Genomic DNA, 17,136 nt, shown 5'->3' with positions numbered 1-17,136 from the left:
AACAACACCATGCACACACCCATCAACACCTTCAAGCAGGCTCTCGCGGCCGGCAAGCCCCAGATCGGCCTGTGGGTCGGGCTGGCCGACGGCTACGCGGCCGAGATCCTGGCCGGCACCGGCTACGACTGGCTGCTGGTCGACGGCGAGCACGCGCCCAACGACGTGCGCTCGGTGCTCGCGCAGCTGCAGGGCATTTCCAGCGCATGGTCGGCGCAGGCCGAGGCCGACCGCTCGCACCCGATCGTGCGCATTCCGGTGGGCGACACCACGCTGATCAAGCAGTACCTCGACATCGGCGCGCAGACGCTGCTGGTGCCCATGGTCGACACCGCGGAGCAGGCCGCGCGCCTGGTGCAGGGCATGCGCTACCCGCCCGAGGGCATCCGCGGCATGGGCAGCGCGCTGGCCCGCGCCTCGCGCTGGCAGGCCTACCCCAATTACCTGCACGAGGCCAACGCGCAGACCTGCCTTCTGGTGCAGGCCGAGACGGTGGAGGCGATGAAGAACCTCGACGCCATCGCAGCCACGCCGGGCGTGGACGGGGTGTTCATCGGCCCGGCCGACCTGTCGGCCTCGATGGGCTTCGTGGGCCAGCCCAACCACCCGGAGGTGCAGGCGGTGATCGCCGATGCGATCGCGCGCATCCTCAAGGCCGGCAAGGCGCCGGGCATCCTCTCGACCACCGAAGAGCAGGCGCGCAAGTGGCTCGCGGCCGGCGCGCTGTTCGTGGCGGTGGGCGTGGACACCATCGTGCTGGCGGCGGCGGCGAAGCAGCTGCTGGCCAGGTACAAGGCGGCGCCGGGCACGCCCTCGGCCAACGGCTATTGATTCACAACGGCTATTGATTCACTTCACACCAACGGAGCACCTTCGATGCAACGCATGACCCTGGCGGCCCTGGCCGCAGCAGCCACCCTGTTCCTTGCCGCCTGCGCGCCGATGGGCTCCGGCAGGCAGGACGCCAGCGCCCAGCAGGAGGCCAACCGCCGAGCGGTGCTGGCCTTCTACGAGAAGGGCCTGAACCAGAAGGACGCCGACGCGGCGCTGCAGTACGTGGGCAACCGCTACGTGCAGCACAACCCCACGGCGGCCGACGGCCCCGAGGGCTTCCGCAAGTTCATCGCCTTCCTGCGCGAGAAATTCCCGAACTCCAGGAGCGAGATCAAGCGCAGCTTCGTCGACGGCGACTACGTGATCCTGCACGTCAACGCGATCCGCGAGCCGGGCACGCGCGGCAGCGCCATCGTCGACATCTTCAAGCTGGAGAACGGAAAGATCGTCGAGCACTGGGACGTGGTGCAGCCCGTGCCCGAGACCGCCGCGAACAAGAACGGCATGTTCTGACTTCCCGAGATCAAGCCAGCCAACCCCAGCCAGTCCGATGACCACGCCAACCGACCCTACGCCCAAGCGCTTCCGCTCCGCCACCATCCGCGAGGGCACGATCCGCGCGACCACGCGCAGCTTCCTGCACGCGCTGGGCCAGGACGACGAGGACATCGCGCGCCCGCACGTCGGCGTGTTCCACACGGGCGGCGAGATGAGCCCGTGCAACCTCAACCTGCGCGAGCAGGCGCAGCACGCCAAGACCGGCATCTACGCCGGCGGCGGCACGCCGCACGAGTGCCCGGTGGTGTCGATCAGCGACGGGCTGACGATGGCGCACTCGGGCATGCGCTTCTCGCTGATCTCGCGCGAACTCATCGCCGACAGCGTGGAAGCCTCCACGCGCGGCCACCAGTGGGACGGCATCTTCGCCATCGGCGCCTGCGACAAGAACCTGCCGGGGCTGATGATGGGCATGCTCCGCTGCAACGTGCCCAGCGTGTTCGTGCACGGCGGCTCGGCGCTGCCGGGCCAGATGCCGGGACCGGACGGGCAGGACCTCAACGTGGTCGACACCTACGAGACCATCGGCAAGGTGCTGGCCGGCACCGCCACGCACGACGAGCTCGACGCGATGAGCCGCGCCTGCCTGCCCACGGCCGGCGCCTGCGCAGGGCAGTTCACGGCCAACACCATGGGCATGGTGTCGGAAGCGCTGGGCCTGGCGCCCATCGGCTCCAGCATGGTGCCGGCCGTGTTCAGCGAACGCGCGCCGCTGATGCGCCGAGCCGCGAAGCAGCTGATGAAGGCAGTCATGGGCGACGGGCCGCTGCCGCGCGACATCGTCACGCGCAGGGCGCTGGAGAACGCCTGCGCCATCGTCTCGGCCACCGGCGGCTCGACCAACGCGGCGCTGCACCTGCCGGCCATCGCGCACGAGGCGGGCATCAGGTTCCACCTCGACGACGTGGCCGAAATCTTCGCCCGCACCCCGCTCATTGCCGACCTGCGCCCGGGCGGCAAGTACCTGGCGCGCGACGTGTTCTACATCGGCGGCGCGGGCGTGATCCTGCGCACGCTGCTGGAGCAGGGCTTCCTGCACGGCGACGCGCTCACCTTCACCGGCCGCACCATGGCCGAGGAGCTGGCCGGCGCGCTGGCGCCCGACGGCCGCGTGGTGCGCGAGGCGGGCAACCCGATCACGCGCGACGGCGGGCTGGCGGTGCTCAAGGGCAACCTGTGCCCCGACGGTGCGCTGCTGAAGACGGCGGGTCTCAAGGGCCTGGTGTTTCGCGGCCCGGCCCGCGTCTTCGAGTCCGAGGAAGAAGCCCAGGCCGCCGTGCAGAACCGCCGCTACGAGGCGGGCGACGTGATCGTGATCCGCAACGAGGGCCCCAAGGGCAGCCCGGGCATGCGCGAGATGCTGGGCATCACCGCCCTGCTCTACGGCCAGGGCATGGGCGACAAGGTGGCGCTCTTGACCGACGGCCGCTTCTCGGGCGCGACGCGCGGCCTGTGCATCGGCTACGCCGGCCCCGAGGCGGCGGACGGCGGACCGATCGCGGCGCTGCGCGACGGCGACATGGTGTCGATCGACGCGCGGGCGGAAGCGCGTTCGATCACGGTGGACCTGACGGCCGGGGAAATCGCGTCGCGCCTTGCCGGACGTGAGGTAAACGCGGGGGTCGCGCGCGGCGGCCTGCTGGAAAAATACGCGCTCACCGTGCGCCCTGCCCACCAGGGCGCCGTGACCCACTCGGGCGCGGTCACCTGGCTGCGCGACGAGTCCTGATCGACCCTCCACAACCACCATCCGGAGAGAGACACCATGAGCTTCACGCGCCGCCAGATCCTGCAGACCACCAGCGCATCCGCCTTGATGGCCAGCCTGGGCCAGAACGTCTTCGCGCAGGCGACGACGAACATCGAGACCGCCACCATCGTCACCGGCTTCGCGGCCGGCGGCACCTCCGACACCACCTGCCGCCGCCTGGCGACCAAGCTCGGCGGGGACTACGCGAAGACCGTGGTGGTGGAGAACCGCACCGGCGCGGGCGGCCAGATCGCCGTGGGCTACGTGAAGAGCAAGCCGGCCGACGGCAGCACCATCCTGCAGACGCCGACCTCGATCCTCACCATCTACCCGCACATCTACAAGAAGCTGCCGTACGACCCGATGGTCGACATCACGCCGGTCAGCCTGGCGTGCATCTTCGACTTCGGCTTTGCCGTGGGCCCGGCCGTGCCCGCCAGCGTGAAGACCGTGCCCGAGTTCCTGGCCTGGGCCAAGGCCAACCCGGCCGGCGCCAACTACGGCTCGCCGGCCGCCGGCTCCACGCCGCACTTCATCGGTGCGCTGCTGGGCAAGAAGGGCGAGGTCGAACTCAAGCACGCGGCCTACCGCGGCACGCAGCCGGCCATGCTCGACCTGCTGGGGGGCAACATCTCGGCGGTGTCGGGCCCCATCGGCGACATCACGCAGCATCTGCCGACGGGCAAGGTGCGCATCCTGGGCGTATCGGGCGCCAAGCGCAGCCGCTTCGCGCCGGACGTGCCCACCTTCGGCGAACAGGGCCTGAAGGACATGGCGCACAGCGAGTGGTTCGCCTTCTTCCTGCCGGCCAAGGCCTCGCCCGAGCTGGTGGCGAAGCTGAACGCCTCGATGAAGAACGCGCTCGCGCAGAAGGACGTGATCGACGGCCTCGGCACCTTCGGACTGGAGGCGATGTCTTCCACCCCGGCCGAGCTGACGGAACTGCTGAAGAAGGACACCGCCAAGTGGGCGCCGATCGTCAAGGAAGTCGGCTTCACAGCGGAAGGATAGGACCCCCCGTTTCTTGCCCGCTTCGTGTAGCCGGATCCCCGCGAAGGGCGCCGGCCGACGCGGTGGGCAAGCCATCCAGATAGAAGGAATTGCCATGAACGCACTCGCCACCACCGCGTCGTCTTCCACGACAGCGCTGGTCCATCCCTCGATCCATCCGGACGAGCGCGCCGCGCGCGAACAGCTCGCGGCCTGCTATCGCGTGTTCGCGATGCTGGGCTGGACGGAAATGATCTACAACCACATCACGGTGCGGCTGCCCGACAGCGTGACGGGCGGCGAGAAGCAGTTCCTGATCAACCCCTTCGGCCTGCACTACAGCGAGGTCACGGCCAGCAACCTGGTGAAGATCGACCTGCAGGGCAAGGTGCTCGACGGTTCGTCGTACCCGGTGAACCCGGCCGGCTTCACGGTGCATGCGGCCATCCACGACGGGCTGGAGGGCGCGCACTGCGTGATGCACACGCACACCACGGCCGGCGTGGCCGTGGCCTGCCTGCAGGGCGGCCTGCAGCAGACCAATTTCTATACGGCGCAGCTGCACGGCATGGTGGCGTACCACGACTTCGAGGGCATCACGATCCATGCCGACGAGGGTCCGCGCCTCCTGAAGAGCATCGGCGACCGCAACGCGGTGATCCTGCGCAACCACGGCCTGCTGGCCTGGGGGCAGACGCTGCCGCAGACCTTCGCGATTTTGTGGACGCTGCAGCGCGCCTGCGAAATCCAGATGGCGACCTTCTCCATGGGCCAGGCGATTCCGGTGAGCGAGGAGATCGCGCGGCGCTGCACGCGCGACGCGCTGCAGTTCAGCCCCGAGCACGGCGCGGGCCAGGACGTGTTTAACGCGCTGGTGCGGCAGGTGGACCGCATCGATGCCTCCTACCGCAACTGAAACGGAACGGCCCAGCTCATGAAGATCTGCATCTACGGCGCCGGCGCGATCGGCGGATGGATAGGCGTCGGTCTCGCCCAGGCGGGCGAACGGCTGAATGTGGTGGCGCGCGGCGCCACGCTCGAGGCACTGCAGCGCGACGGCCTGTCGCTGATGCGCGGCAGCACGGGTGGAGATGTGCGCACGCGCGTGCCCGTCAACGCGGTGGCCGACCCCGAGGCGCTCGGCGTGCAGGACCTGGTGGTCATTGCCGTGAAGGCGCCCGCGCTGGCCGGCGTGGCCGAGCGCATCGCACCGCTCATCGGCGCCGACACCATCGTGCTGGTGGCGATGAACGGCGTGCCGTGGTGGTTCCTGGAGGGCGGCTTCGGCGGCCCGATCACCGGCCACCGGCTCGCGGCGGTGGACCCCGACGGCGCCATCGCGCGCGCCATTCCGTCGCGCAACGTGGTCGGCTGCGTGGTGCATGCGAGCTGCTCCCTGGACGCGCCGGGCGTGGTGCGGCACCACTTCGGCAACGGGCTGATCATCGGCGAGCCTTCGGGCGAGGCCACGCCGCGCGTGCAGAAGCTGCTGGCGCTGCTCAGGAGCACCGGCATCGACACCACGCTGTCGCCGCAGATCCAGAAGGACGTGTGGTTCAAGCTGTGGGGCAACATGACGGTGAATCCGATCAGTGCGCTCACCGGCTGCACCACCGACCTGATCATGGGCGACGACTACGTGCGCGGCTTCATCTCGGCGGTGATGCTGGAGGCCAAGGAGATCGGCCGGCGCATCGGCATCGAGATCACCCAGAGCCCGGAAGACCGGCACGAGATCACGAAGAAGCTCGGCGCCTTCAAGACTTCCATGCTGCAGGACGTGGAAGCCGGACGCTCGGTGGAACTCGACGCGCTGGTGACGGTGGTGCGCGAACTGGGCGAGCTGACCGCCGTGGCCACCCCGTTCACCGACGCGCTGCTGGGCCTGGCGCGGCTGCGCACGCGGCAGCTCGGGCTGTACTAACCCAGCCGCCGGGCGTCGGGCGCCGGGAAGTCGGCCGGCACCAGTCAGGCCGCGCACAGGTTCGGCCCGCAGACTGAACAGCCGGGAGGTGGGGTTGCGGGGGGGCCGCAAACCCTGTACCCCCGCTTTTCGTCTTGGGCTATCCTCTCGCCACTCAAAATGCACGTAGCGATTTATTACACACCCACAAGGCTGCCTGCATGTCCGAGAACAAGGGGAGACGGATGCGTTTGATCTTCATCGAGCTGTTGGTGGCGCTGGTGTTGCTGCCCATCAGCGGCCTGTTCTGGTGGTGGGCCTTCGGCATGGGCGGCCTCGCGGTGGCTGGCTTCGTGGTGGTTGCCGGCGGCGCTCTCTATCTGGTGGTGCGGGGCGTGCGCTCGGCCAAGAGCCAGCTCGGCCACCCCGGCGACGACCGCGAGCAATAAACCGCGGGGCCTACAACGGGCCCTGTTTCGCGTCGCGGCACAGAAACATTCGCATTCAATTCGCCGCGATTCGGCACAATATTCCTCCTGTATTTCTCGCCCGGAACGGCAATGCACTGCCGTTCATGAATTCTTTTTTCTGATTTTTTCCGGCGCCTCCCCTCTTTGGCGCCGGTTTCAACGATCGAAAAATGAAACATATTCCGACGGCGAAAATTGATGGCATTGCCAGGCAATACAAAAGTTTTGCCTGGGGCCGGGCAAATCGAAATTCGCACCAAATATCCGCCAAATTAGACCGAAATCATTCCTCGGCCTCATGGAACACCATTGCACGCAGTTGGTGCTTTCAGCCCCGCCAAGGGGCGCTCAATTGCCGGATTAATTAGAAAAACGTACTGTCCGCCTGCCCCGGTGGCATTCCGGCCGGTCTTTGCCAACCGAAGCCATTTGTTGCCTCCGGCAGGCACATTGATGCTCCCGACCCACGGCTTGTCAGCCGCCTCCTACCGGGACACATTTCTTTACAAAATCGAACGCAATATCAAAAACCCTATACAACCTGACTTTGTGGATCGAAAACCACAATCTCCCGGCTGCGCAGGGTAATAAATAGGTCGCAATTTCCGGCCGCCGAAAGTGCCTGCAAAACGGGCAAGCCACGCCCCATTTCCCGAGTGAAAACAGACCGGTTCCGGTCATGCCGGGACATGACCCTGCGGCCGGCGTGGTCGAGGCACGAATAGACACGTCACTTGCGTCTACTCCACCAAAAAGTCGCCTTGCGAAGGCAGCGACAATTCGCGCTCTCGCCGACCTTCCGATAAATCGTCGACCGCCCGGAATAAGCCTCCATCAATAAAAAGAATTAACCGGCGCAATCGACGCCAAATCAGGCTCGGGCTTTGCATGGGCAATCGCAGTTTTTTTGAAATAACCAAGTTCGCAATGGAGTTCCATTTGACCCGCTACCTGTACCTGACGGGGTGGATTGCCGCCCTGGCCGGTGCGTTGGCGCTTCAGGGCTGCGCTCCGGGCTTCGGCTCGGTGGTGGCCTACGAGCCCGACCAGAGTCCCGCGCCAGCGCTCTCGGCCGACGGCGCGCCGGCCGAAGGCGGACTGGTGCCGATCTCGCCGAGCCTCATCCGCGCGATGGCCGACGCCCGGCCCACTGCCGTTCCGCCGGACGTGAAGGCGCTGTTCGGCGAGGCGCCGGTCTACACCATCGGGCCGGGAGACGTGGTGGGCGTGGTCGTCTACGACCACCCGGAGCTGCTGCCGCACGCCGGCGCGGTGATCTCCCAGCAGGTCGACCCCACCGGCATCAGCGTGGCGCCCGGCTTCATCGTCGACGCCTCGGGACAGATCAGCTTTCCGTACATCGGGCGCGTGCAGATGCAGGGCCTGACCGAGATCGAGGCCTCCGACCTGATCGCAAAGCGCATCGCGAAGTACATCAAGGACCCGCAGGTGACGGTGCGCATCCAGTCCTTCAGAAGCCGCCGCGCCTTCGTCGAAGGCGAGGTGAACTCGCCGGGGCTGCAGATCTTCACCGACGTGCCGATGACGCTGGCCGAGGCGCTCAACCGCGCCGGCGGCATCACGGCCGCAGGCGACCGCTCGTTCATCACGCTCACGCGCGGCGACAGGACCACGCTCATCGACCTGCCGAAGCTGCAGGACATCGGCGTCGGCGCCAGCCGCATCCCGCTGCACAACGGCGACGTGGTGCAGGTGCGCAACCGCGACGAGAGCAAGGTGTTCGTGATGGGCGAGGTGCTCAAGCCCTCGGCGCTGACCATGCACAACGGCAGGCTCAGCCTCAACGAGGCGCTGGGCGAGTCCGGCAGCGCGAACCTGGGCACGGCGAACACGGGGCAGATCTACGTCGTGCGCAACAGCAGCAACAACAACGGCGGGAGCGACGCCGGCGCGAAGAACACGCCCGCCGTCTTCCACCTCAACGCGAAGAACCCCGCCGCGCTCGCACTGGCCGACCGCTTTCCGCTGCAGCCGCGCGACGTCGTCTACATCGACTCGGTGCCGCTGGCCAGCTGGAACCGCGTGGCCAGCCTGATCCTTCCCGCGGCGCAGGTGCTCGACATCGGCGATCGCGTCTACATGAACCACCGATGAGATCCGTGCTGACAGTCTGCATCGGCAACATCTGCCGAAGCCCGATGGCGGAAGGCCTGCTGGCCGCGGGGCTGCCGCAGCTGCGCGTGTTCTCCGCGGGCACCGGCGCGCTCATAGGCAAGCCGGCGGACGCCACCGCGCGCAGGCTCATGCAAGACCGCGGCATCGACATCTCGGGCCACGTCGCGCAGCAGGTGAGCCAGCTGCTGTGCCGGCAGGCCGACCTGATCCTGGTGATGGACCGCGAGCAGCGCCGCTACCTGGAGTCGACCTACCCCTTCGTGCGCGGCAAGGTGTTCCGCATCGCCGAGTTCGACGGCCACGACGTGCCCGACCCGTACGGAAAAGACGAGGCCGCGTTCGAGCACGCCCTGGCGCTGATCGATGCCGGCGCCCGGGCGTGGATCGATCGCATTCTGAAAATCACAAAACCCGAGCAGCAAACTACATGAACGCAACCCAGCAAGCCGCGCTGCCGCTGCAAGCCATGGAAGAGGATGGCGATGGCATCAACCTGGCCGAGTACCTGGACATCCTGATTGACAACCGCTGGCTCGTCGCGGCCATCGCCGCGGTGGCCGTGCTGCTGGGCACGGCGTACGCATTTCTCGGAAAGCCGGTCTACGAGGGCAACGTCGCGGTGCAGGTGGAGGACAGCGGCAATTCGGCCGGGAGCTTCCTGGGCGACGCGGCCTCCTCGCTGCTGAGCGTGAAGACGCCGGCCGCGGGCGAGATCGAGATCCTGCGCTCGCGCGCCATCCTCGGCAAGGCGGTGGAGAACACCAAGCTCTACATCAGCGCGCGGCCGCGCTACGCGCCCTTCGTGGGCAGCTGGCTCGCGCGCCGCGCCACGGAGCTTTCGGAGCCCGGCTTCATGGGGCTTTCCGGCTACGTGACGGGCACCGAGAAGATCCTCGTGCCCAGGTTCGACGTGCCCGCCGACTTCGAGGACAAGCAGTTCACGCTGACCCTCGGCACCGACGGCCAGTACGAGCTGAGCAACCCCGACATCGACACGCCGATGAAGGGCCGTGTCGGCACCCTGATGGAGGCGAAGGTGCCGGGCGTTGCCAACGGCAACCTGAGCCTGATGGTCACCAGCATCGAGGCCAAGCCAGGCGCGCAGTTCGTGCTCGTGCGGTCTTCCACGCAACTCACGCTGCTGGCGCTGCAGGACGCGCTCAAGGTCGTGGAAAAGGGCAAGCAGTCGGGCGTGCTCGACGTGAGCTGGAAGAACCCCGACCCCGAGAAGCTGACGCAGCTGCTCAACGAGATCGGCCGGCTCTACGTGCGGCAGAACATGGAGCGCAAGGCGGCCGAGGCCGAGAAGACGCTGGGCTTCCTCGACGGCGCGCTGCCGCAGTTCAAGAAGCAGCTGGAGCAGTCGGAAGACATCTACAACCGCTACCGCAACCAGAACGGCACCGTCAGCCTCGACGACGAGGCGAAGAACGCGCTGACCCAGACGGTCGACCTGCAGTCCAAGCTGCTCGAGGCCGAACAGAAGCGGCGCGAGCTCACCTCGCGCTTCACCAGCGAGCATCCCAACGTGCAGACGCTGGACGCGCAGGTCGCCGCGTGGAAGAGCGCGCTGGCCACGGTCGACGCGCGCATCCGCAAGATGCCCGAGCTGCAGCAGAACACGGTGCGCATGCAGCGCGACATCAAGGTGAACACCGACCTGTACGTGTCGCTGCTCAACAGCTCGCTGCAGATGCGGCTGGCCAAGGAAGGCAAGGTGGGCAACGTCCGCCTGCTCGACGAGGCCATCGTTCCCGAAGAGCCGGTGTGGCCCAAGAAACCGCTGATCATCGTGCTGGCGGCGATCCTCGGGCTGGCCGCCGGCTTCGGCGCCGCGATCGCGCGCAGCTCCTTCTTCGGCGGCATCCGCAACCCGGCCGAGATCGAGAGCCACACCGGCCTCAACGTCTACAGCAGCGTGCCGCTGAGCGCGGCGCAGCGCGCCATCGACAGGAACATCGAGAACAAGCTGGCCGGCAAGCACGTGCTCGCGCACCTGCAGCCGGAAGACCCGGCGGTGGAAAGCCTGCGCAGCCTGCGCACGGCGCTGCAGTTCGCAATGCTGGAGGCGACCAACAACCGCCTGCTCATCTCGGGCGCGACGCCCGGCGTGGGCAAGACCTTCATCTCGGTCAATTTCGCGGCGATCACCGCGGCCACCGGAAAGCGCGTGCTGCTGATCGACGCCGACCTGCGCAAGGGCCGGGTCAGCCAGTTCTTCTCGATCCAGCGCTCCTCGGGCCTATCGGAACTGATCGCCGGCACGCTGGACTTCAAGCAGGCCATCCGCCCTGCCGTGCTGCCGAACCTGGACGTCATCACCACCGGCGTGCTGCCGCCGAATCCGGCGGAGCTGCTGACCAGCGAGTCCTTCGTGCACGTGCTGGAGAAGCTCTCGCCGCAGTACGACCTCGTGGTCATCGACACGGCCCCGGTCCTGGTGGCGGCCGACACCGCCTCGGTGGCCCCGCTGGCGAGCACGCTGCTGCTCGTGGCGCGGGCCGAGAAGACCCAGCTTGGCGAATTGAACGAAACCGTCAGAAGGCTCGCCCATGCCGGCAGAACGGTAAATGGCGTAATTCTGAATGCTATTGATCTAAGCCGCCGCCACGCTGGAAGCGGGGGATACAAATATGGCGCTTACAAACAGTTGCAATACACATACAATACCAACGGGGATTCCACTTAGACCGTCTGAATTGGAGTTAAATTCAAAATCATGCGGTGGGTTTCAGCCTGGCGCATCGATTGAATACTCAAATAGTATTCGGCATGAAAAGGCATTACAAATGACGATTAGTCCATTCGTATTGCCTTCAACGAGTCATTTGGCCGCGCAATAGTTTCTGCATTGCAGACACTAAGAGGCATTTGTGCGGGTAGTGTCGGCCAAAAATACAGGGCCATAACCGAGGATATGCGGGCAATTGCCCGCATGAGGAAAGGTGCGTCAAAAATGAAAGCATTTCGACGGGAAATCTTGTCGCGCTTCAAATCCGGATGGAAAAACCCGATGGGCAATCTCCGTCCCGAGGAATCGCTCGTACCGCAAGGCTGGGAAATCTCAGAGGCAAGCGGTGGAATGGCCCGCGGCGGCTCGCAATCCGGAATCAACCATTCCCCGCTGCTGAAGATCGCGAAAAGATCGGTGGATATCAGCGCCGCGCTTTTCTTTTTCATCGCCTTCGGCTGGCTTTTCGTGCTGCTCGGCCTTTGCGTCTTCGCGAGTTCGGGCGCACCGGTGCTCTATTACCAGCCGCGATACGGAAAGAACGGGCGGGTATTCCGCTTCTATAAATTCCGCTCGATGATTGCCAATTCGGCCCAGGTGCTGGAAGAGCATCTGAAAAGCAATCCCGAGGCGCGCCGCCAGTGGGACGAATACCAGAAGCTGGACGACGATCCGCGCATCACCCGTTTCGGCAAATTCATCCGCAAGACCAGCCTCGACGAATTGCCGCAATTCTGGAACGTGCTGACGGGCGACATGAGCCTGATCGGCCCCCGCCCCTGCATGCTCGAGCAGAAGGAGCTCTACGGCCACAGCTGGTCGCATTACTGCGCGGTGCGCCCCGGAATCACCGGCCTGTGGCAGGTCAGCGGGCGCAACCAGCTGACCTACAACGCACGCGTCGCGCTCGACGTGCGGTATGTCGAAACGCTTTCCGTCGGGAAGGACGTCGACATCTTCTTCAGGACCATCTGGGTGGTTGCAGCCGGTCACGGGTCGCGATGAATTTCGCCGGTCCCGGGTGATCGGCTCCGGCCCGCGCCGGCCGGAGCAAGTCTTCCACGGAGTCCGTGCCGCAAGCCCGGACAGACCTTCTTTCGCTTTGCAAATGATCGGATTGGAATCCACATGCGGATGAGCCACGCCATTCCAGGTCCGGCCGCGACAGCACGAACAACAACAAGAAGAGGCACGCGCCGCTTCAACCAGTACTCGATTGCCGGAGTGCTGATCGTGTTCGTGTACGTGATCATCTATGCATATTTCCGGGAAATGCTTCCCGAGAAATGGAGCGTCGATTCGGCAAAGATCCTCGAGATCCTGAATTACGGCGGAACGGACGAAATGGACAATTCGTTCGCCGTCACGGCCGCGCTGTTCAGCATCATCGGGTCGGACAATCTCGACGTCTTCACCTGCATCAGCAGCGCGATATTCCTTTTCTTCGCGACGCACAACATCCGCAGGGCGGGCGACTTCTTCTCGCGGCTGCTGCTCATTGCGCCCTGCATCATGCTGAACATGTTCGCACCGTCGAAGGAGACGGTGGTGCTGATCATGACCATGTGCATCACCGTGACGACGATCTATTTCCGGACCTCGAAATTCCTGACCATCGGGGCTTTTCTGGCTCTTTACGCCGTCTACGGGATTTTCGTGCGCAATTATTATTTGCTGATCGTCGGCGCCTTCTTCGTCGTGCATTACCTTTGGCGCCGGCCGCTCAAATACCACGTGGCGGCCGCCATTCTGGCCGCCGGCGCGGTCATGGCAGCGCCTTCCAGCCTTTTGCAGACGCTGCAATCGCCGCGCGACACCTCCAATGCCTATGCGGAACAGATCGGCAGCGACAACCGCACGGCTTTCACCAACATTGCGTCGCCCGCCATCGGCCCCGGGTTCCTGGCCAATTACGTCTACGCGGCGACGGTGCTGATCACGCCCGTCATCTATTTCCAGACGCCGAGCGACGCGTTCATGCAATTGATGATCTTCGCGATGCTGCTGATCCTCTACAAGGCGCGGCGAAGGTCGAAGCGCGACCCGGGGCAATTCGAGCCCCGCTTCTTCGGCAGTCTTTTCGTCGCGCACATCCTCGTCCAATTGATATTCGAACCGGACCTCGGCAGTTTCACCAGGCATCTGACCTCCGTGATGCTTTATCTGATTGCCATCAAGGTTTCCGGAAACAGGCCAATTCAAAGATGAAAAAAATACTGATCTGCGCGGTGCCGTTCAGCGACAACCTGGGTGACGGCGTCATCGCGGCATCGCTGGCCCACATCGCGGACATGAAGTACCCGGGCGTAAAGGTCGAATTCCTCGACATCGCCGGGCGCGTCGCGTTCGACGAATCGAACCTGCGCGGCGGCGGCGCGTTCGGCATCTTCCAGAAGCTGCCTTCGCTGCTGCGTTCCGCAATCGTTTTCGCCTACTGCCTGAAGAACTACCTGCTGAGCTGGCGCAGGCAATGGCAGGCCGCGGTGGCCGATGCCGACCTGGTCATCGTCGGCGGCGGCCAGCTCTTCTGCGACGTGGCGCTGAACTTCCCGTCCAAGCTCTTCTTCCTGGGCAGGCTGCTGCGCGGGAAGAAGGTGGCGGTGGTGTCGGTGGGGGTCACGGCCAGGTGGTCGTTCTGGGGAAAGCTGCTCGTGGGCAAGTTCCTCCAGAACGCCGCGCCGGTCTTCTATGCCACGCGCGACGTGGATTCGGCTAACAACCTGCACGCCTTCTTCCGCATTCCGCGCAGCCGCATCAGCGTGGTGCCCGATCCGGCGCTGGTCTGCGCGAGCGCCTTCTCCGAAGAGCTCTCGCCCGAGAAGAAGTGGGACGTGGGCATCTGTGTGAGCAGCCTCGACGCCCTGGTGATGAATTCCGAGTACGGCAGCACGCGCACCGTCGGTTCGGCGGAGTTCTTCTCGGGCCTGGCCGAAGCGCTGCAGGCCGAAGGCGCCCGGGTGCTGTACTTCACGAACGGCGCGGCGGAGGACAACAAGGTCCTGGCCGAGATTTCCTCGCGCGCGACGGCGGCGAACTTCTCGTTCGCCGTTCCGAAGCGCCCCGACGACCTCGTCTCGCTGATCAGCGCCTGCTCGTGCATCGCCGCCCACAGGCTGCACGCGAACATCGTCGCCTACAGCCTGGGCATTCCCTCGCTGGGCATGAACTGGGACAAGAAGGTCGAGTCCTTCTTCCAGCTCACGAACCGCACCCAGCACCTGTTCGGCCTCTCGCCCCGGCACGACGAGCTGAAGGCCTCCGTGCTGGCGCTGCTCCAGGCGCGAAACGACCGCGAGCGGCTGCACGAGCTGCAGTCCGCCGTCATCGCCGGAACCCACGCATTGATCTGAGCCGAGGAGTGAATCCCATGAAAGTCCTGCACGTCGCGGAAACGCTCAAGGGCGGACTGGAGACCTATCTCCGGATCGTCTCGAACTTCCAGCGGAACTCGCCGGAGATCAGCCAGGTGAAGTTCATCCTGCCCGGCAACGTCGACTGGCTGAACCCCGAGAGCGCCCACGTGGTGCCCACCGCGCGCAGCCCGCTGTCGCTGGTGGGCTACGCCAAGCGGGTGAAGAAGATCATCGAGACGGAGCGGCCCTCGGTGCTGCACCTGCACAGCTCGATCGCGGGCGGCATCGTGCGCTCGATGGCGCTGCTCGGCCAGATACCCAGCGAGGTGAAGATCGTCTACTGCTCCCACGGCTGGGCATTCGACCAGGCGGCGTCGCGCTACAAGAAGTCGGCCTACCGCTGGATCGAGCGGCTGCTGTCCTCGCGCAGCGACGCCATCATCTGCATCAGCCGCCACGAGGTGCGGATCGCGTCGAAGTCGGGCATCAGGCGGTGCACCTGCATTCCCAACGGGATCGACTCCGTGGGCCCCGCGCCGGCGCGCCTGCCGCTTCGCGACGGCGAAGCCGGGCCGCGCACGATCCTCTTCGTTGGCCGCCTCGACCGGCAAAAGGGCATCGACCTCCTGCTCGATGCCTACGCCAGGGTCCGGCCCGACTTCAGGCTGATCGTGGTCGGCGACGCGGTGCGCAAGGACCTCCAGCTCGCGCAGCCCGAGCGCGTGGAATTCAAGGGCTGGCTCGAGAAGGACGCGCTCGACGCGGTCTACCAGACGTGCGACGCCATCATCGTTCCGTCGCGCTGGGAAGGCTTCGGCCTCGTCGCCGTCGAGGCGATGGCGCGGAGCAAGGCCGTGTTCGCATCCGCCGTGGGCGGCCTGGTCGACATCGTCGAGAACGACCGCAGCGGCCGTCTCTTCGAGCTGGACCACATCGACCAGATGCTGCGCGAGATCGACCGCATGCCCGAGCAGACCCTGCGGCAGATGGGGCAGACGGGGCGGAGGATCTTCGAGGAGAAGTTCACCTCGCAGCGCATGAACGCCGCCATCGTCGACCTGTACAAGGAATCGGTGCTGCCATGAAGACCTCCACGACTTCCATGACGATGCCCAGCCTTCTTTCCCGCAAGCTCGCCGGCGGGCTCGGCGCCCTGCTCCTCGCGACGGCAGCGGCTGCAGCAGCCGTGGCGGCCGGGCCGGCCGAGGCGCGGGGCATCGGCACCCTGAGCTCGGAGTACCCGGTCGCGCTGAGCGTGCAGATCGACCCGGCGACCATCACCGACGACGACCTGCGCGAAATCCGCGCGTCGGGCTTCGAGCTCGTGCGCTTCGGCGTGCGGCCTCCGCTGAAGAGCGTCAACCCGACGCTGATCGACTATCCGAAGCTCATCCAGCGCGTGCGCCAGGCCAGGCTCGGCGCCATCGTGACGCTGTTCGGCGGCAAGGAGATCTGGGGCCACGAGCCCGGCGACCTGCGCGGCGGCCCCGGCAATGCCGGCAAGGAAAGCCTGTTCGCCGACTTCGCGAGCGACTTCATCAAGGCGCATTCGGCCGACGTAGCCGTCTGGGAAATCTGGAACGAGCCCGACAACAAGACCTTCCTGCAGCCCGCCCTGGTGCCGGAGTTCGGGGCGGCCTCTTCGGCGCTTTGCAGCAAGCTGGCGCAGCGGCAGATCCGCCCGGACATCATCGTCGGGTTCGGCTTCGCGAAGCTGCCCTTCGTCGGCGGCAGCAACGGCAAGGTCCCTACCGAGCTCGAAGACGCCTTCGTCTCCGCCGCCAAGAGCGACTGCCTGACGGATATCTCCATCCACCCCTACCGCTCGGTGCCCGAGACGGCGCTGGCCGACTACGAGAAGCTGCGCGTGCAGCTCGACCGCCGCCAGCTGAACAAGACCGGCATCGTCGCTTCGGAGTGGGGCTATGCCTCGTACATGCCGGTGCGCGACCAGGGCGCGCAGGCCTCGCTGATCTTCAGGGAATACCTGATCAACGCCGCCGCGGGCATCCGGCTGCTGAACCTCTACTCCTGGCGCGACCGCGGCGACTCCTACTTCTCGAAGGAGGACAACTTCGGCCTCAAGTCGAAGGGCGGCGAGAAGAAGGAGGCCTATTCGGCGCTCACCGAATTCCTCAAGATCGTCCGGCACTCGCAGAAGGTGTCCTACCAGGACGCCGGCGGCGCGAACCGGCTGGTGCTGCGCCGCGGCCAGTCGCTGCTGAACGTGGTGTGGACGCAGGGCGGCGAGAAGACCGTGTCGGTCCCCGCGGGCGCGAGCGGCAGCAAGTGCACGCGCGTCGATTTCTTTCCCGTGATGCGCGAAGGCAGCTGCGGCAGCCGCTCGGGCGAGGGGTTCACCGTCAAGGCGACGTCCAGTCCCGTACTGCTTTCCATATCGGACTAGGTGG

At 65.8% G+C, this 17,136-nt stretch carries 15 protein-coding genes; all 15 read left to right on the top strand.

The genetic code is table 11. The annotated features are described in order from the left end of the window. Positions 1–9 precede the first annotated feature (9 nt). The 15 genes from hpaI (at position 10) to FHT32_RS16600 (ending at position 17,132) form a co-directional block, all read left to right on the top strand. The gene (hpaI, locus tag FHT32_RS16670) at positions 10–831 is read left to right on the top strand and encodes a 4-hydroxy-2-oxoheptanedioate aldolase (protein ID WP_176665720.1); all 822 of its coding nucleotides are present in this window, start codon (positions 10–12) and stop codon (positions 829–831) included. Between the two features lie 45 nt (positions 832–876). Beyond that, positions 877–1,347 (top strand): ester cyclase, encoded by a 471-nt coding sequence (locus FHT32_RS16665; protein ID WP_176665719.1) that lies wholly within the window; start codon positions 877–879, stop codon positions 1,345–1,347. 37 nt (positions 1,348–1,384) lie between these two features. Then, the gene (ilvD, locus tag FHT32_RS16660; RefSeq protein ID WP_176665718.1) at positions 1,385–3,121 is read left to right on the top strand and encodes a dihydroxy-acid dehydratase; all 1,737 of its coding nucleotides are present in this window, start codon (positions 1,385–1,387) and stop codon (positions 3,119–3,121) included. 36 nt (positions 3,122–3,157) lie between these two features. Then, positions 3,158–4,153 carry a Bug family tripartite tricarboxylate transporter substrate binding protein gene (locus FHT32_RS16655; protein WP_176665717.1) on the top strand — a complete coding sequence of 332 codons (996 nt, stop codon included), beginning with the start codon at positions 3,158–3,160 and terminating at the stop codon, positions 4,151–4,153. A 94-nt stretch (positions 4,154–4,247) separates the two neighbouring features. Then, a complete protein-coding gene (locus tag FHT32_RS16650; RefSeq protein WP_176665716.1) occupies positions 4,248–5,048 on the top strand; it encodes a class II aldolase/adducin family protein in 801 nt (266 codons plus the stop codon). Positions 5,049–5,066: 18 nt separating this feature from the next. Continuing rightward, positions 5,067–6,056, top strand: coding sequence for a 2-dehydropantoate 2-reductase (locus tag FHT32_RS16645; protein ID WP_176665715.1), 990 nt, complete (start codon positions 5,067–5,069; stop codon positions 6,054–6,056). A gap of 224 nt (positions 6,057–6,280) precedes the next feature. Then, a complete protein-coding gene (locus FHT32_RS16640; RefSeq protein ID WP_176665714.1) occupies positions 6,281–6,484 on the top strand; it encodes a hypothetical protein in 204 nt (67 codons plus the stop codon). Positions 6,485–7,432: 948 nt separating this feature from the next. After that, positions 7,433–8,620 carry a polysaccharide biosynthesis/export family protein gene (locus tag FHT32_RS16635; protein ID WP_176665713.1) on the top strand — a complete coding sequence of 396 codons (1,188 nt, stop codon included), beginning with the start codon at positions 7,433–7,435 and terminating at the stop codon, positions 8,618–8,620. Then, positions 8,617–9,072 (top strand): low molecular weight protein-tyrosine-phosphatase, encoded by a 456-nt coding sequence (locus FHT32_RS16630; RefSeq protein WP_176665712.1) that lies wholly within the window; start codon positions 8,617–8,619, stop codon positions 9,070–9,072. Before FHT32_RS16635 ends, FHT32_RS16630 begins: the two co-directional genes overlap by 4 nt. Next, a complete protein-coding gene (locus FHT32_RS16625) occupies positions 9,069–11,330 on the top strand; it encodes a polysaccharide biosynthesis tyrosine autokinase (protein WP_176665711.1) in 2,262 nt (753 codons plus the stop codon). Before FHT32_RS16630 ends, FHT32_RS16625 begins: the two co-directional genes overlap by 4 nt. Positions 11,331–11,597: 267 nt before the next feature. Next, positions 11,598–12,377, top strand: coding sequence for a sugar transferase (locus FHT32_RS16620; RefSeq protein WP_256099028.1), 780 nt, complete (start codon positions 11,598–11,600; stop codon positions 12,375–12,377). 129 nt (positions 12,378–12,506) lie between these two features. Next, positions 12,507–13,580: a hypothetical protein gene (locus tag FHT32_RS16615; protein WP_218088256.1), complete on the top strand. Its 1,074-nt coding sequence runs from the start codon at positions 12,507–12,509 to the stop codon at positions 13,578–13,580. Continuing rightward, positions 13,577–14,722, top strand: coding sequence for a polysaccharide pyruvyl transferase family protein (locus FHT32_RS16610; protein WP_176665710.1), 1,146 nt, complete (start codon positions 13,577–13,579; stop codon positions 14,720–14,722). The genes FHT32_RS16615 and FHT32_RS16610 overlap by 4 nt, the downstream gene beginning before the upstream one ends. 17 nt (positions 14,723–14,739) lie before the next feature. Beyond that, the gene (locus FHT32_RS16605; RefSeq protein WP_176665709.1) at positions 14,740–15,810 is read left to right on the top strand and encodes a glycosyltransferase; all 1,071 of its coding nucleotides are present in this window, start codon (positions 14,740–14,742) and stop codon (positions 15,808–15,810) included. Further along, positions 15,807–17,132 (top strand): hypothetical protein, encoded by a 1,326-nt coding sequence (locus tag FHT32_RS16600; RefSeq protein ID WP_256099027.1) that lies wholly within the window; start codon positions 15,807–15,809, stop codon positions 17,130–17,132. Before FHT32_RS16605 ends, FHT32_RS16600 begins: the two co-directional genes overlap by 4 nt. Positions 17,133–17,136 lie beyond the last annotated feature (4 nt).

Origin of the sequence: Variovorax sp. SG517 (assembly GCF_013376045.1) — a bacterium.
GTDB lineage: Bacteria > Pseudomonadota > Gammaproteobacteria > Burkholderiales > Burkholderiaceae_C > Variovorax.
The sequence above is the reverse complement of the archived record's forward strand: the minus strand, read 5'-3'. Positions and strand labels throughout refer to the sequence as shown.

Excerpts from the sequence above, each read along its gene's own strand:
- FHT32_RS16635 (WP_176665713.1), top strand. The coding sequence starts at position 7,433 with ATGGAGTTCCATTTGACCCGCTACCTGTACCTGACGGGGTGGATTGCC.
- FHT32_RS16600 (WP_256099027.1), top strand. The coding sequence starts at position 15,807 with ATGAAGACCTCCACGACTTCCATGACGATGCCCAGCCTTCTTTCCCGC.
- FHT32_RS16625 (WP_176665711.1), top strand. The coding sequence starts at position 9,069 with ATGAACGCAACCCAGCAAGCCGCGCTGCCGCTGCAAGCCATGGAAGAG.
- FHT32_RS16630 (WP_176665712.1), top strand. The coding sequence starts at position 8,617 with ATGAGATCCGTGCTGACAGTCTGCATCGGCAACATCTGCCGAAGCCCG.
- FHT32_RS16655 (WP_176665717.1), top strand. The coding sequence starts at position 3,158 with ATGAGCTTCACGCGCCGCCAGATCCTGCAGACCACCAGCGCATCCGCC.
- FHT32_RS16665 (WP_176665719.1), top strand. The coding sequence starts at position 877 with ATGCAACGCATGACCCTGGCGGCCCTGGCCGCAGCAGCCACCCTGTTC.
- FHT32_RS16645 (WP_176665715.1), top strand. The coding sequence starts at position 5,067 with ATGAAGATCTGCATCTACGGCGCCGGCGCGATCGGCGGATGGATAGGC.
- FHT32_RS16650 (WP_176665716.1), top strand. The coding sequence starts at position 4,248 with ATGAACGCACTCGCCACCACCGCGTCGTCTTCCACGACAGCGCTGGTC.
- FHT32_RS16620 (WP_256099028.1), top strand. The coding sequence starts at position 11,598 with ATGAAAGCATTTCGACGGGAAATCTTGTCGCGCTTCAAATCCGGATGG.
- FHT32_RS16615 (WP_218088256.1), top strand. The coding sequence starts at position 12,507 with ATGAGCCACGCCATTCCAGGTCCGGCCGCGACAGCACGAACAACAACA.
- ilvD (WP_176665718.1), top strand. The coding sequence starts at position 1,385 with ATGACCACGCCAACCGACCCTACGCCCAAGCGCTTCCGCTCCGCCACC.
- hpaI (WP_176665720.1), top strand. The coding sequence starts at position 10 with ATGCACACACCCATCAACACCTTCAAGCAGGCTCTCGCGGCCGGCAAG.
- FHT32_RS16605 (WP_176665709.1), top strand. The coding sequence starts at position 14,740 with ATGAAAGTCCTGCACGTCGCGGAAACGCTCAAGGGCGGACTGGAGACC.
- FHT32_RS16610 (WP_176665710.1), top strand. The coding sequence starts at position 13,577 with ATGAAAAAAATACTGATCTGCGCGGTGCCGTTCAGCGACAACCTGGGT.
- FHT32_RS16640 (WP_176665714.1), top strand. The coding sequence starts at position 6,281 with ATGCGTTTGATCTTCATCGAGCTGTTGGTGGCGCTGGTGTTGCTGCCC.